Raw genomic sequence first — 14,386 nt, 5'->3', positions numbered from 1 at the left:
TTTTTTATGAGGTATAGTATGGAAATACAAAGACAAGGTTCAGAAATAGTCATTACTGGTAATATAAAAAACACTAGTGATTATCAGTCTATTAAAGATAATGTTAATGCACTTGTGCAGTCAGGTGCAAAAAGTATTATTGTTAAAACTCCAGAAAGTTTTTCTATGACATCTTCTGTTATTGGTTTTTTTATTAAGGTTATCTTTCAAGATAAAGTATCTATTCATGTATATGTAAAAGATGATAGACTTTACAGTCTGCTTGAAGATTTAAATTTAATTGAAACATTTAAAGTTAAGAAATATTAATTGTAATTAGAGTTTGTATTTTATTTCTCTTATTACTTTTTTCTACTTATTTAAGCCTGCATATAAGCAGGCTTTATTTTTTATAAGTAACAACTATTATATATGATAAAAGTAAATAACTTAATCTATAAAAATTAATATTGTCCTAAAAGGCAAACAATTTTAACTGCAATTTATCACATAAATTGGATTTATTCACTTAGTAAAGCCTGCAGCTTTCACACTACATTAATTTTAAATCTCATATACAGCAGAGACATATGCAGAAACAGCAAAGCTTTCAATAGATTAAAATTAATGAATTGCCTTTTTTATTGTAAAATGATACATTATACACTAGTAAGATAGTAATGGAGTAGAAAATGATATTAGAAGCAGATGATGCAGTTGAGATTATTTTAAAACATATAGAGCCAATCAGCACAGAAAGAGTATCTATTTTTGATGCAGTTAATAGAATTAGTGCAGAAAGCGTGGTTTCAAGAAGAAATTTACCGCCTTTTGATACATCTGCAATGGATGGTTATGCAATAAAAGCAGAAGATACAGCAAATGGCAGTGCATCTTTAAAAGTAAAAGGGGTTATTGCAGCAGGGGATAATGTTGCAGGGCTTTCTATTAATAATGGGGAATGTTATAGAATAATGACTGGTGCATTTTTGCCCTGTGGAGCAGACAGTGTTATCCAGCATGAACTTACAGATAATGGCAAAGAAATTGTAAATATTTCTCAGCAGGTAAAAAATGGCTTTTGTGTCCGCTATAAAGGAGAAGATTTAAAAGATGGCAGTGTTATAGAAAGAACAGGTGAAAGATTTACTGCATATCATATAGGCAGATATGTTTCAGCAGGTATATTTTATACAGCAGTATATAGAAAGCCAAGAATTGCATTAATATCTACAGGTAATGAAATTGCAGACCCTGCAATGCAGGATAATCCTGATATGATATTTGATTCTAACAGCCAGATGGCAAAAATCTTTTTTCAGCAGCTTGGAGCAGAAGTTTCATATATAGGTGTTGTCCCTGATGATAAACAGGCACTGCTTGATACATTTAAATCCTTGAAAAATTTTGATATGATTGTTACATCAGCAGGAATTAGTGCAGGTGATTTTGACTATATGAATTTAATTGCAGACCAGCTTGGTATAAAATGGCATTTTAATAAAATTAACCAAAAACCAGGTCAGCACATGGCATTTGGTTTTATGGGGCATACACCAGTATTTGCATGTCCAGGCAACCCTGTTAGTGCAATGTTTTGCAATTTTTATTATACAAAACCTGCACTTTTAAAAATGATGGGTTTAAAAGAACATAGAAACAAGCCTGTAAAAGTTATTTTAGCAGAAGATGTTTTTAAGAAAAAAGGCAGAGTTCAGTTTGACAGAGTGCAGCTTAAAATAGAAAATGGAGTAATGAAAGCATATCCTTTTACTACTCAGGATTCCCATATTATACAATCCCTTGTTGCTGCAAATGCTTATGCAAAATTTACAAATGAAATGGTGGGAACACTAAAAGCAGGAACAGAAATATATGCTTATGTATTTAATGCAGAGCAGGTGCTTGGTTAATGGATATATCTTATGCCATGCTAAGTGGTGGCAAAGCTAAGCGGTTTGGAAGTGATAAGACAAAAGCATTATATAAAGAAAAACCTTTATATATATATGGTCTTGAAACAGGCTTAAAAGTAAGCTGTGATGTTATGCATATCTCAAAAGATGCAGAAAAATATAAGCCTTTTTTAGAGAATGTGCGGTATATTCAGGACGATTTAGAAGAAATCTGCCCTATGAGCGGCTTAATTAAAGCAGCAGAAGAAGCAAAGCATGATGATATTTTTGCAGTTAGTGCAGATGCACCACTTATTACATGGGAGTTTATAAAGTTTTTATATATTCGCTTTAAAGATTGTGACGGAGTAATACCTGTAATAAATGGCAAAAGTTATACATTGATGAGTTTTTATAAAAGAGATGTATTGCAGGCTATGATTTATGACTATAAAAATAAAAACTATAAAATAATAAAAAGTCTGGAAAAATTTAATATAAAGTATATATGTGAAGATGATATTTTTGCTGCTGGGTTTAAAAGGAAAATATTTACAAATATTAATTTTCAAGAAGACTTAAATAAACTGGATGTAGAAAATGAGTAAAATATTAAAAATTATAACAGCATTAATACTTTTATCTTTATTGGCTTTTGTAATTAGGACAGTGTATTTTAAAGTGTATGGTATTTCTGTTGATGAGATAGTAAATAATGCAGTAAATCAGGCAGAGCAGGTTGTAGAAGATGCATTAAAAAAAGCTGATAGAGCAGTTGAAAAATCATTGAAACAGACAGAAAGTGCAGCTGATAAAACCATACAGCAGGTAGAAAAAGACATAAAAGAACAATTAAATAAATAGGAAACTTTATGAAAAAAATTACAGTAATTATATTAATAATTTTTATAGCTTTTGCAGGCACAGTTTATGCAGAAGATGACAAAAGTGATAATGAAACTATTTCTCAGGAAGAAAAAACTGATAAAATGATTAATGATTTTTTTAATAACATAGAAAAAGTTATTGTAGATTCTACAAAAAAAGTGGCTGATGAAATAAAAAATCTTGATAAATAATTTTGCATACACCTATTTTTTAAGCTAATATTATATGGATATTTGGTATGAAAGCTGTTGGTCATACTGAGCCTTTGGCGGAAGTATGAACTTACCCGAAAAAGTTGTACTAGCCATATAAGGAGTGTATATGGCAAGAAAATACAGCTATGAGTTTAAGAAATATCTAGTAACAGTCATAGAAAATGGAATAATGAGTGCCAGTGAATTATCAAGATGCTGTAAAATTCATAAAGGAGTAATATGTAATATCTATAACAGATATAAGCATTCAGGCGAATCAAGTTTACATCATAGCTTTACCCGCAATGAATATAGTAGAGATTTTAAATTAAATGTGTTAACTTATAAGGCATCAAATAATTTAAGTTATGAGCAGACAGCACTATATTTTAATATACCATCAGCATCAGTAATATATGACTGGAATAAGTTTTGCAGTAAGTTTATTGGAGATAATATGTCAGATAAGAATATCCCGAACAGTAAAAAGAGTAAACACTCAAACTCTACTGATATTAAACTCACTAAATCAGATGATAGTGAAGAAGTAAGACAATTAAAAGAGAGAATATCAGAGCTTGAAAAAGAGCTTTATTACAAGTCAGCGGAGAATGCATATTTAAAAAAGCTGGAAGCCTTAATGCAGTCAAAGGAACAGAGAGTTCAACAGAAAAAGCACAAATAATAACTGCATTAAGGCTGTATTACAGTTTGGATATCCTGTTGTCTGTGAGTAATATGAAAAGAAGCACTTACTATTATAATGTTAAAAAGCCTGCTGCATTAGATAAATATGCAGAAGTCAAGACATCTATATTAGAAATATATGAAAAATCTAACAAGACTTATGGTTATCCAAGAATATCAAAGGTATTAGAGAAACTGGGTTATACTTATGACAGGAAGACAGTGTATAAATTGATGAAAGAACTAAAAATTTCATCACTAATCAGGGTTAAGAAAAGGTATAAACAAGGCAGAGTAAGTCATATATGCAGCAATAAATTAAACAGAGCCTTTACAAGTGAGAGACCATGTTTAAAATGGGTAACAGATGTGGCAGAGATAAAAATTAATAATGAAAAGGTGTATTTATCAGCAATAATGGATTTGTATAACAGAGAAATAACAGCATACAGTGTAAGCAAATATAATAATGAAGAAATGGTAATAGATAATTTAAAACAGGCAATAGATAAAACAAAAGATACAACAGGGTTAATGATACATTCAGACCAGGGTATATTATATCAGGCTAATCAATTTAGAAAGTTATTAAAGGAAAATAATATAGAGCAGAGTATGTCAAGGCGTGGCAACTGCTATGATAATGCTGTTATGGAAAGTTTCTTTGCTACTTTAAAATGTGAATTGGTTTATATTAACAAATTCAAAAATATAGAACAGTTTAAATATGAACTTGAAAAATATATTGATTTCTATAATAATTACAGAATAAAAGCTAATGGACTTACACCTTTACAGGAAAAAGAAATTTATTTAGTGGCTTAGTTCAAAATTTTTGGGTAAGTTCAGTATCTTAATAAATTTATATTAAAAAATACTTTCCAGCTATGAACTTTTAATTCCACAGCTACTCGCTTGGAAAGTCCTTGCATCGCAAAAACACTCCCCATGAATTTTTTAATCAAGGATAAATTTAGATACTTCGCTTAAAAGCTTAGTATGACATAATCGTAATATCTATTATCATGAATATGTTGTTTTATACTCATAATTATTATGTTGGACTATATATAGCTATTATAATAATTTACATATTGTCATTTTGAGCAAAGCGAAAAATCTATATGGTATAAATTTAAATAACTATACATACTATTTCTATATTCATTGTATGACCGTAATCTAAGTTTTTTGAATAAGTCCAAAATCTGAATTACTTGCAGTTATTGTTTACAAAAGTTTACAGTTACTTAATTTGAACGATTTAGATTATTCACATTTGCTCATAATAACATAATGATATTATTTTTTATCAGCAAGTCCCATCAGTTTGTTTTTTAAATCTTCTTCTATTTTGTTTAATTCAAGTTCTGCTTGTTTTCTTCCCTGTCTGCCTTCTTCTTGTATTTTTAATACTTCATCAAGCGTGGATATAAGATTTGCATTAGTTGTTTTTAATGTCTCTATATCAACAATGCCCCTTTCCACTTCTTTTGCAGTTTCAATAGTTGCCATTTTTAAAGTTTCAGCATTTTGAGTAAGCAGTTTATTAGTCATATCTGTAACTTCTCTATGAGCTTTTGCAGCATCCTGAGAATGAGTTATGCCAAGTGCTAAAACCATCTGGCTTTTCCATAATGGGATAGTATTTACCATTGTAGACTGTATTTTTTCACTCATTTGAATATCATTGCTTTGAATAAGCCTTATTTGCGGTCCCATTTGCAAAGATATTGTTCTAGTAAGCTCTAAATCATGGATTTTCTTTTCAAACCTGCTGTATAAGTCAAGTAAATCTTTAACAGCCTGAGCATCTTCAGGCAGCTTTGATTCTTGTGCTTTTGCTCTTAAATTATGCAGTTCATTATCCTGAATAGATGCTAGTTTTTTCTTGCCTGCTTCAATATACATTGTAAGCTCTCTAAAATAGCCTTTATTAAGTTCATAAAGTTTATCAAGCATAGCCACATCTTTTAACAATGTAACCTGATGTTTTTCAAGAACCTGCACAACTCTTTCAATATTTGCTTCTGCTTTTTCATAGCTTGTTTTAAGTGCCATTACTTTATTTGCACCTTTTTTAGCACTGCGTCTGAAAAAGCTGAAAAATCCCTTATCGTCTTTATCTATTTCAAAGCCTTTTAATTCTGTAATAACACTTGTTAAAGCATCACCTACTGCACCTAAATCTTTTGCTGTAACATTTCCAAGAGCTGATTCTGAAAATTCAGCAACCTTTCTTTGAGCTGATGCACCATATGAAATAACTGTGCTTGTATTATGAATATCAATAGAAGCAGCATAATCTTCTATTTGTTTTAATTCTTCATCATTTAATGGTTCCATATCCATTTTAGGAGCAAGCTGCGAAGTTTGTGCAGCAATATCTTTATTAATACTTTTAACAGCCTGCTCTACTTCTGTAAGTGTATTTTCTTTTTTGTTATCCATAGCTTTATCCTTAAATTTTATTTTTTTATTTTAAATGTATCTCTATCTAACAATCCTTCTCTTGCAAGCATCATTTTCAATACCTGAATATCTGCTGACACATCTATTGCTTTATCATTATATAAATCTTCTAATACACCACAGAATGCTTCATGTATTTTATCGCATGCAGAAACAATATCATCCTTTGTTTTTTGTATATTAAAAGTATTTAAGCCTGATTTTTGCAGCTCTCTGTATGATGATATTAATTTTAATGCAGAAGGAAGATGAAAGTCCATAAGTTTTTTAACATCTTTTTCTTTTTCACAGTGTTTTTCTAAATATTCTAATATTTTTCTTAAAATTTTTTCTAACCTGTAAAGACTAAAAGCTATATCCTGCGATTTAAACTCATTTTCAGCACTGCTTATTTCTACCAAATATTTTTTCCACTGATTAATTGAAGAAATTTCCTGTATCACTTCTTCGCTGCTGTTTTCATCAACAGATACTTCAATAACATCTTCTTCTTTTATATCATTAGAAAATACTAGATTATCATAGGAATCAAACCGAGCATTAGGCATAATACCAAGCGAAGCCATTTTTTCAATATCTTTTTTTATATTCCTTTTTGAATCCATTAAAATATCAGAAATATCCTGCAAAGAATAAGCACCTGACATATATATATTATAATATTTTAAAGCTCTGATAAAGCGGGCAAATATCAAAAACCCGATAATAATCAGAACAATACCGGGAATAATTCCTAAAATAAGGAAAATAATGTTGTTAAAAGAAATTATTGAAAATATGATAAATGCAAATCCAGCAAAAATCTGTATTACTGCTGCCATACTTGAAAGCCTGCCAAATGCAGAACTTCCATCATCTATATTATACACCAGTGCACCCTACTAACTTGTTTTATTATATACAATTTTATCATAATTTTTTTAAAAAATCAAATATTAGAATAATTAGAATACACCAAAATAGTTATTATGCAGACACTTTTGCTTTAATGCAAGTTTTAAAGATTTCTTGTATTTTTATATATGAATATAAATAGACTTGCTTCTGTTTATTTTACATATCCTTTCATTTTGATACTTGCTTTTAATGCTTCTAAACTTGACGAAGTATTTAGTGCCATATTATCATAAAATTCTGAAAGCACTGTAGAAAATGCAGCTGTTATCATTTTAATAGTTTCTATAAGTTCATGTTTTATAGCTTCTTCATGTTTACTTTTAAATTTACTGCTGCACATTTCCTGATATGTTTTTAAATGGCTTAACATTTCTGGTATATAATATTCTGCCATTATTTTTATATCATCTTCTTTATCTCTATGGTTTGCAATATAATTATCCATACTTTGCAGCACATCAATAAGACTGCTGAGCAAATTTTTGATTTCTTCATCATTACTACTTTTATTTGCCTTTTTAATATCTGAAATATATGATTTCAGAAAACTATCTTTAACTATTTCAACATCTATCACTATATTACTATCATCTTCATGTTCTCTTTTAAAGCCTTCACCATAATAATAAGTTTTCTTTTGTGATTTTTTATCACCTTTAAATATAGATACCGCATCTTTTAATGCCTGAGTTACTATTTTTATAACGCCTGCAACTAATAATGCAGCAAATGCAACTATTCCAAAAAATAAAAATAGAGAAAATCCTAAAAATTTCATATATGATAACTCCTTGGCATATTTATATCATATAAATTATAAAAAATCAAAACAATATAATAAATAATTGTTTCTTTGTAAAATCTAAAAACGATTGCAACATTTTAAGCAGTTGTTTAAGTTCTCATAAAATATATCATTAGCCGATTTATAATTAAATAATTTTCTAGGATAATTATTCATCCAGTCTTGTATTTTTTTAATATAAGCAGCTGAAAAGTTTTTAATATCAGTTTTCTTTTTAATAAATTTCCTTATAAGTTTATTATTATTCTCATTACTTCCCCTCTCCCAAGAGCAATAAGGGTGAGCATAATAAATAGTTGTTCGTTTAGATACTTTATCATACACTGATTTTTCTAAACCTGCCATATCTAAAAATTCTACACCATTATCTACTGTTATGCTCTTAAATATTAAGCTGAATTTATCTTTATACTTTCTTTCTAACTTATCTAATGCTGCTATTATACTTTTCTGTGTTTTATTTCTTAATTTGATTATTATTTCAAACCGTGATACTCGTTCTGTAAGCACCAGTAAGGCTGATTTACTGCCTTGTTTGCCCACCACTGTATCCATCTCCCAATTGCCATATAGTCGCTCTTTCAGTTCAAATGGTCGTTCGTCTATACTTCTGCCGCGTGTATTATTATAGGCTGTTCGTGGATTACTTTTACATTGTTTAGTATATTTTCTATATTCTATACTTTCTAATAGTCCTAATGATATATAGTTATATATTGTTTGGGTACTTATTGTTGATATACACTGATGCCTTAACTCTCCAGATATAACATCTGGGGAATACTTCTCATCTAACTTACTCTGTATATAGTCTAATAAGCCATATTCAATGTTATATTGTAATTTCCTACCTGTTTTACTCATTAAACCTTGCCTTATATTTAGAGAATAGTATGCACTATATTCTTTCCTTACACTCAAGTCACTGTTGAGAAATTCCACTGTCCCTCGCTTTATTTCTCGGTATATCGTGCTTTTAGACCTGCATAATATCTACGCTATTTCCAACACACTAACTTTGGATTTCAACAGACCTTCTAATTTATAACACTCAAATGCATTTAAGTGTTTATTTTTACGATTTTTTGGTGTAGTATCCATTTGTGGTTGTTACCTCTCTTACTCTATTTTTTGGCTAAAAAATATTATTTTATTTAAAGAGTTTTAACAACCACTTTTTTATTTATTCACTTTTTCGCAATCGTTTTTAGAATTTACCAAATAATTGTATCTTGAAATTTATTTAAAAATATAGATAATAGTCCATTAAAGATATAAAGGGGTTACTTATGAAAAATATTAATGAAAGCACTATTTTTTCCCGCCGCTCTATCCGCTCATTTATTAAAGAAAAAAAAGTTGAGCAGGAAAAAATAGATATACTTCTTCGTGCTGCTATGCAGGCACCATCAGCATGTAATAAACAGCCTTGGGAATTTTTAGTTCTTGATGATGAAGAAATAATAGACAGCATTGCCCCAATTGATAGACACTATGTGCTTGCATCACTTGCTCCACTTGTAATAATTGTTTTAGGCAATGAAAAAACAACTTACAGGAGCGAAAATGGACTTGCATGGTATCCGCAGGATTTATCTGCATCTATTCAAAATATATTATTACAGGCAGCAGAACTTGGGCTTGGTTCTGTCTGGATAGGGACATATCCAGATGAAAAACGCATTCAGGGTTTAAAAAAACATTTTAATATGCCAGAAAATATTACTCCATTTGCAGTAATTGCAATAGGCTATTCTAAAGATAAGCATAAATTTATTGACAGATTTGACAGCTCAAAAATTCATTATAATAAATATTAATAAAATATGAAGTTATTAAATAAATAATAAAACAGAGATTTAATATTATTAAAAAGTTTTTTAATAGATTTCTGGATTTACCCAAAAATTTTTGAGTATCAGTCATTATGAGCCTGATTTTTAAAGGCGAAAAATCTGAACTATATATATTGCAATAGTATATGATATATTTAAACTATCTGCTTTTTAGATGCTTAGCCCTTGGCTCAGCAAGACATAGAAGCAGGCTCAGGACGAGCCGTCTGAAAGTAAGCGATAGACGAACTTGTTTCGGCATAGCGTGGTTTAAAAAATATATAAATATATTTTTTAATAAAGGATAAATTAAGATTCTTCGCTATGCTCAGAATAGACATTGTGCTGTAGCAACTCTGAAGAATAAATTGGACTTACCCAAAAACTATTACAATTATGTCATTATGAGCCTGATTTTTAAAGGCGAAAAATCTAACTTATATATGTTACATCAATATATAATATATTTAAATTATCTGTTTTTAGATACTTCGCTTATAAATCAAGCTCAGTATGCCATAGAAGCAGATTCAGTAAGATAATGCAGGGACAGGAAGTCCCGTCTGAAAGTAAGCGATGGGAGCATTTACTGCGACCAAGCGTGGTTTTTCAAATTCAAGGATGAATTTGAAAATAAAGGATAAAATAAGTTCCTTCGCTTTTAAGGCTCAGTAAAACATAGTTTATTTTAAATTCTCTTGCTATATTCACTACAAGTAACAGTTTTTTAAAAAAACTGCTAATCTATTAAGATATTATCTGATTTTTTGTATCATAGATTTTATGCAATAAAGCATATTTTTTGTTGAATTAATTTAAGATTAAATATAATATATGTTAAATATTAAGGATAAGTTTATGGACAATAAAAATAAATTAAAAACACCTGAAATTTTAAAAGATGCATTTTGGAAACTGTATTCTGAAAAAGAAATAAGCAAAATAAGAATTTCTGAAATAACTAACCTTGCTGGATATAACAGAGGGGTCTTTTACTTATATTTTAAAAACATATATGAAATATTTGATGTTATTGAAAAAGAAGTTATGCTTGAAATTAAAGAAATGTCACAGCTTATACAAGCCTTTATCATAGATGAAACATATAATCAGGAAAAACTTTCTGTTATAATTGATAACTATAAAAAAAATGAAAAATATCTGCGAGTTCTTTTTACAAAAAATGATAATCCTAGGTTTATGATGCGTATGAAAAAAATGCTCAAGGATAATCTTATAAATGAAGCAAAAAAAGCAAACTGCCATAAGGAAAATATAGAATATTATATTGAATACTATGTTTCTGGAGTTGTGAGCCTGCTTATTCACTGGTTTATATACGGCAGTAAACTATCTGTAGATGAATTTTCTAAACTTGTAGTAGAAATCACAGGGCTTGAATCAGTTAAAATCCTTAAACTTATTTATGGAAAAGATTAATTAGAGCTTTTATTCAGATATAAATCAAGTTCATCAAGAGCTTTTAATATCTCATCAAATATCTGTTTTTCATTACTATTTACATAAGGCTTATACCTTATTACAAAACTGCGGATAGATGCAATAAACTGTCTGTCTGGTATAACAGTGCCTTGCATCATACCCCTTGTGTATCCTGTAAATACATGCAGTCCCTGCTCTGCCAGCTTTTTTTTCATTTCTTTTTTTTCAAGCGATGTGGCAGAAACAAACCGCAGCTCTATATCTATATCAAAAATTTCTTTTGGTGTTGCAGAAACAGATATTCTCTGGGAGTATTTCTTATAAGTTGCTGAACATCCCCAGCTGAATACTATCACTAATATCACTGCAAAAGATAAGCATTTTCTCATATAATATTCCTGCCAGTATGTATCATCATCATATCAACAATAGTTAATGCAGCCATAGCTTCTGCAACAACTACTCCACGGGGAGCAACACACGGGTCATGCCTGCCTTTTGTAACAATCTCTTTTGGTTGTCCATTTATATCTATTGTCTTTTTTGGTATTAAAATAGATGATGTAGGCTTTACTGCAAACCTTAATACTATATCCTGCCCAGAAGATATGCCGCCAAGAGTGCCGCCTGAATTATTTGAAAGGAAATAATCTGGTGTGATTTCATCATTATTTTCATTTCCACGCATAGATGCAGCTTTAAACCCTGCCCCAAACTCTACACCTTTCACAGCAGGAATACTCATAATCGCATAAGCAAGTCTTGCATTAAGCCTGTCAAAAACTGGCTCCCCTATGCCAGCAGGTATATTTTTTATACAAAGCTCCACTACTCCGCCTACAGAATCAAGCTCTTTTTTAGCCTTTAAAATAGCTTCTTCCATTAATGGATAAGCCTGCCTGTCTGCTGTCCGCACAGGGTTTTGCTCTATAAATTCTTTATCAAAATTTTCTGCTTTTACATTCTCAATCTGCACAATAAAACCAAAAATATCTATGCCTTTTAATGCCAGTATTTTTTTTGCAACAGCACCAGCAGCAACTCTGCCTATTGTTTCTCTGGCAGATGCCCTGCCGCCACCCCTGTAATCTCTAATGCCAAATTTTTTAAAGTATGTAAAATCTGCATGACCCGGACGAAATAAGTCTTTTATCTCATTATAATCCTGACTTCTCTGGCTCATATTCTTAACTATTAAAGCTATTGGTGTCCCTGTTGTTTTGCCTTCAAATACTCCTGAAAGAATTTCCACCATATCATCTTCTTTACGGAGAGTAGAAACTTTGCTCTGCCCCGGCTTTCTCCTATCAAGCTCTTTTTGTATATCATCATTGTTTAATTCTAAACCTGACGGGCAGCCGTCTATTATTACACCTACTGCTGCACCGTGACTTTCTCCAAATGTAGTTATTCTAAAACATTCTCCATAGGAATTTGAATACATTTACTGCTCCAGTTTTATAATCAGATAAATACTTTTTTATATAAAGTATCGCCTGCCATAACAAATATTAAAGTTAATACTATATTTAATATTACATTAATTGCAAGCACTTTATAGTGTCCCAGCCTTAAAAGCTCAACATTATTAAGAGAAAAAGCTGAAAAATAGTATAGCCTTATCCAAAAATTTTATCATATAAGTCATTTTGAACCTAATTTTTAAAGGCGAAAAATCTAAATTATATATGTTACATCAATGTATAATATATTTAAATTATCTATTTTTAGATACTTCGCTTATAAATCAAGCTCAGTATAACATTATTTACTTACTTTACATCTGTTCCTGCTGCAAGTAATTAATATATCATATTATTTCGTTCCATTATCCATTGATAATAAATGAATTATCTTATTATATTCATTATCAGGAAGCATTGATGAACCTTTCAAATGTTCTGCATAAAAAAGTGCAGTTTTACCATCATCATCTTTTATTGTAATGTCTGCACCGCCTGCAATTAGTGCATTAAAGCCATCTATATCACCATTTTTTAAAGCAGTCATTAAAGGTGTATGCCCTTTATTATTTTTAATATTAACATTTATCTTATTTAATATTAAAAATGCGATTAACTCCCTGTATTCTTCTTGTTTTATATACTGCTTATAATTTAACGCATAGTGTATTAAAGGAACGGCATTGTATTCACTAAAATCATAATTTAAATCTGCACCATTTTCTACCATTTTTTCAAGTGCATAAACATTAGCTTTTGAACATGCAATATATAAAGGCGAGCCGGTCCATATATCTCCCCACACATAATACATATCAACTTTTTTACTGTTAAGAAGCATATCCACTGCCTGTTTATTATATTCTAAAATTGCCTGACTTAATGGCGGTATCCCTGTATCTGATGTGCTGTTTAGATTTGCTCCATTATCTATTAAAAACTGTAAAACATAATAACTGCCTGATGCAATAGCAGCATTTACTGCATTTTCCCCATTTTTATTCATTGCATTAATGTCAAAGCCGTCATGTAAAAAATCGCTGATTTTTGCAGTATTATTATCATATATTGCACGGAAAAATACTGCCACATCATGTTCACTTGTAGCAGCAGGAATATTTTTATCAGCCTGCACAGATGTTATTACATCTATCCCTTCCCCTTCTGATTTTGGAACTGCTGCATTTTGGATAACTTCTCCATCTTCTGATAATGGCTCTAATAGTGAAACTTCTTCGCTGCTGCTGGAAATATTATCCTGCTTAGTATCTAAACTTTCATTTATTTCATTATTTTTATTACAGCCTGTAATAAATAATAATGTAGATATTAAGTAAATTACTATTTTTTTACTCATAAAGCACCTTTACAAATTGATATAAAATAATTATAACATAAATATTATGAGCTATGAAACAATTTTTACAATTTTTATAATAGGTATTATATGCTTTTTCATAAATGTACCTTTTGGTATGGTTAGAAGTCGCTTTACATCATACAGTATTATGTGGTTTTTATCTATTCATGCACCAATACCTGTTGCTGCTATACTTCGCCGCTCTGCAGGGTTTTCATTCTGGTATGTGTTTATATTTATGATTTTTGGCATTGCAGGGCAGATTATAGGAAAAAAAATCGCTCTTAAATATTTTCCACCAAAATAGTAATCATTTTTGAATAAAATAATATGATTTTTATTGACTATTCTATTTTTTCCTATTATAAACTTTATTTACTGTATAATCTTTTAGGCGTGTAGCTCAGTGGGAGAGCGTTGCCTTGACGTGGCAAATGTCAGCGGTTCAATCCCGCTCTCGCCTATATT

17 protein-coding genes and 1 tRNA gene are annotated in these 14,386 nt (G+C 30.1%); 11 read left to right on the top strand and 7 right to left on the bottom strand.

Features of this window, described 5'->3' with window-relative positions; all coding sequences use genetic code 11:
• Positions 1-18 precede the first annotated feature (18 nt).
• The 7 genes from N508_RS09625 (at position 19) to N508_RS09595 (ending at position 4,468) form a co-directional block, all read left to right on the top strand.
• Entirely contained in the window at positions 19-309 is a 291-nt protein-coding gene (locus N508_RS09625; protein ID WP_023276864.1) for a hypothetical protein, read from the top strand.
• 362 nt (positions 310-671) lie between these two features.
• The gene (locus N508_RS09620; protein WP_023276863.1) at positions 672-1,892 is read left to right on the top strand and encodes a molybdopterin molybdotransferase MoeA; all 1,221 of its coding nucleotides are present in this window, start codon (positions 672-674) and stop codon (positions 1,890-1,892) included.
• Entirely contained in the window at positions 1,892-2,482 is a 591-nt protein-coding gene (gene mobA / locus N508_RS09615) for a molybdenum cofactor guanylyltransferase (protein ID WP_023276862.1), read from the top strand. Before N508_RS09620 ends, mobA begins: the two co-directional genes overlap by 1 nt.
• Positions 2,475-2,738 carry a hypothetical protein gene (locus N508_RS09610; protein ID WP_023276861.1) on the top strand — a complete coding sequence of 88 codons (264 nt, stop codon included), beginning with the start codon at positions 2,475-2,477 and terminating at the stop codon, positions 2,736-2,738. The genes mobA and N508_RS09610 overlap by 8 nt, the downstream gene beginning before the upstream one ends.
• Positions 2,739-2,746: 8 nt before the next feature.
• Positions 2,747-2,953, top strand: coding sequence for a hypothetical protein (locus N508_RS09605; RefSeq protein WP_023276860.1), 207 nt, complete (start codon positions 2,747-2,749; stop codon positions 2,951-2,953).
• A gap of 130 nt (positions 2,954-3,083) precedes the next feature.
• A complete protein-coding gene (locus tag N508_RS09600) occupies positions 3,084-3,641 on the top strand; it encodes a hypothetical protein (protein WP_023274985.1) in 558 nt (185 codons plus the stop codon).
• Positions 3,572-4,468, top strand: coding sequence for an IS3 family transposase (locus tag N508_RS09595; RefSeq protein ID WP_143815552.1), 897 nt, complete (start codon positions 3,572-3,574; stop codon positions 4,466-4,468). Before N508_RS09600 ends, N508_RS09595 begins: the two co-directional genes overlap by 70 nt.
• 477 nt (positions 4,469-4,945) lie before the next feature.
• Here N508_RS09595 and N508_RS09590 read toward each other — a convergent pair whose 3' ends face one another.
• The 4 genes from N508_RS09590 to N508_RS09575 all read right to left on the bottom strand — a co-directional run bounded on the left by N508_RS09590 (position 4,946) and on the right by N508_RS09575 (position 8,759).
• A complete protein-coding gene (locus tag N508_RS09590) occupies positions 4,946-6,094 on the bottom strand; it encodes a toxic anion resistance protein (RefSeq protein WP_023276859.1) in 1,149 nt (382 codons plus the stop codon).
• A 17-nt stretch (positions 6,095-6,111) separates the two neighbouring features.
• Positions 6,112-6,984 (bottom strand): 5-bromo-4-chloroindolyl phosphate hydrolysis family protein, encoded by an 873-nt coding sequence (locus tag N508_RS09585; RefSeq protein WP_023276858.1) that lies wholly within the window; start codon positions 6,982-6,984, stop codon positions 6,112-6,114.
• Between the two features lie 179 nt (positions 6,985-7,163).
• On the bottom strand, positions 7,164-7,790 hold the full coding sequence (locus N508_RS09580; protein ID WP_023276857.1) for a hypothetical protein: 627 nt from the start codon (positions 7,788-7,790) through the stop codon (positions 7,164-7,166).
• Between the two features lie 84 nt (positions 7,791-7,874).
• Positions 7,875-8,759, bottom strand: a complete 885-nt coding sequence (locus tag N508_RS09575; RefSeq protein ID WP_179077821.1) for an IS30 family transposase — start codon at positions 8,757-8,759, stop codon at positions 7,875-7,877.
• Between the two features lie 347 nt (positions 8,760-9,106).
• Between N508_RS09575 and N508_RS09570 the strand changes: the two genes are divergently transcribed.
• Positions 9,107-9,637, top strand: a complete 531-nt coding sequence (locus N508_RS09570) for a nitroreductase family protein (protein WP_023276856.1) — start codon at positions 9,107-9,109, stop codon at positions 9,635-9,637.
• A gap of 873 nt (positions 9,638-10,510) precedes the next feature.
• Entirely contained in the window at positions 10,511-11,092 is a 582-nt protein-coding gene (locus tag N508_RS09565) for a TetR/AcrR family transcriptional regulator (RefSeq protein ID WP_023276855.1), read from the top strand.
• Here N508_RS09565 and N508_RS09560 read toward each other — a convergent pair.
• The 3 genes from N508_RS09560 to N508_RS09550 all read right to left on the bottom strand — a co-directional run bounded on the left by N508_RS09560 (position 11,089) and on the right by N508_RS09550 (position 13,915).
• Positions 11,089-11,484 carry a hypothetical protein gene (locus tag N508_RS09560; RefSeq protein ID WP_023276854.1) on the bottom strand — a complete coding sequence of 132 codons (396 nt, stop codon included), beginning with the start codon at positions 11,482-11,484 and terminating at the stop codon, positions 11,089-11,091. The genes N508_RS09565 and N508_RS09560 overlap by 4 nt on opposite strands.
• Entirely contained in the window at positions 11,481-12,539 is a 1,059-nt protein-coding gene (gene aroC, locus N508_RS09555; RefSeq protein ID WP_023276853.1) for a chorismate synthase, read from the bottom strand. The genes N508_RS09560 and aroC overlap by 4 nt, the downstream gene beginning before the upstream one ends.
• 371 nt (positions 12,540-12,910) lie before the next feature.
• Entirely contained in the window at positions 12,911-13,915 is a 1,005-nt protein-coding gene (locus N508_RS09550; RefSeq protein WP_023276852.1) for an ankyrin repeat domain-containing protein, read from the bottom strand.
• A gap of 46 nt (positions 13,916-13,961) precedes the next feature.
• On the opposite strand from N508_RS09550, the gene N508_RS09545 reads away from it, so the two are divergent.
• Positions 13,962-14,225 carry a hypothetical protein gene (locus N508_RS09545; protein WP_023276851.1) on the top strand — a complete coding sequence of 88 codons (264 nt, stop codon included), beginning with the start codon at positions 13,962-13,964 and terminating at the stop codon, positions 14,223-14,225.
• Between the two features lie 85 nt (positions 14,226-14,310).
• Positions 14,311-14,382: transfer RNA gene (locus N508_RS09540), tRNA-Val, on the top strand.
• Positions 14,383-14,386 lie beyond the last annotated feature (4 nt).

This window comes from Mucispirillum schaedleri ASF457, assembly GCF_000487995.2.
In the GTDB taxonomy this organism is placed as follows: Bacteria; Chrysiogenota; Deferribacteres; order Deferribacterales; family Mucispirillaceae; genus Mucispirillum; species Mucispirillum schaedleri.
Note: the sequence above shows the minus strand (reverse complement) of the source record. Positions and strands in the feature narration are given on the sequence as shown.

Coding starts and splice junctions, on each gene's coding strand:
- N508_RS09625 (WP_023276864.1), top strand. CDS start 19: ATGGAAATACAAAGACAAGGTTCAGAAATAGTCATTACTGGTAATATA.
- N508_RS09620 (WP_023276863.1), top strand. CDS start 672: ATGATATTAGAAGCAGATGATGCAGTTGAGATTATTTTAAAACATATA.
- mobA (WP_023276862.1), top strand. CDS start 1,892: ATGGATATATCTTATGCCATGCTAAGTGGTGGCAAAGCTAAGCGGTTT.
- N508_RS09610 (WP_023276861.1), top strand. CDS start 2,475: ATGAGTAAAATATTAAAAATTATAACAGCATTAATACTTTTATCTTTA.
- N508_RS09605 (WP_023276860.1), top strand. CDS start 2,747: ATGAAAAAAATTACAGTAATTATATTAATAATTTTTATAGCTTTTGCA.
- N508_RS09600 (WP_023274985.1), top strand. CDS start 3,084: ATGGCAAGAAAATACAGCTATGAGTTTAAGAAATATCTAGTAACAGTC.
- N508_RS09590 (WP_023276859.1), bottom strand. CDS start 6,094: ATGGATAACAAAAAAGAAAATACACTTACAGAAGTAGAGCAGGCTGTT.
- N508_RS09580 (WP_023276857.1), bottom strand. CDS start 7,790: ATGAAATTTTTAGGATTTTCTCTATTTTTATTTTTTGGAATAGTTGCA.
- N508_RS09570 (WP_023276856.1), top strand. CDS start 9,107: ATGAAAAATATTAATGAAAGCACTATTTTTTCCCGCCGCTCTATCCGC.
- N508_RS09565 (WP_023276855.1), top strand. CDS start 10,511: ATGGACAATAAAAATAAATTAAAAACACCTGAAATTTTAAAAGATGCA.
- N508_RS09560 (WP_023276854.1), bottom strand. CDS start 11,484: ATGAGAAAATGCTTATCTTTTGCAGTGATATTAGTGATAGTATTCAGC.
- aroC (WP_023276853.1), bottom strand. CDS start 12,539: ATGTATTCAAATTCCTATGGAGAATGTTTTAGAATAACTACATTTGGA.
- N508_RS09550 (WP_023276852.1), bottom strand. CDS start 13,915: ATGAGTAAAAAAATAGTAATTTACTTAATATCTACATTATTATTTATT.
- N508_RS09545 (WP_023276851.1), top strand. CDS start 13,962: ATGAGCTATGAAACAATTTTTACAATTTTTATAATAGGTATTATATGC.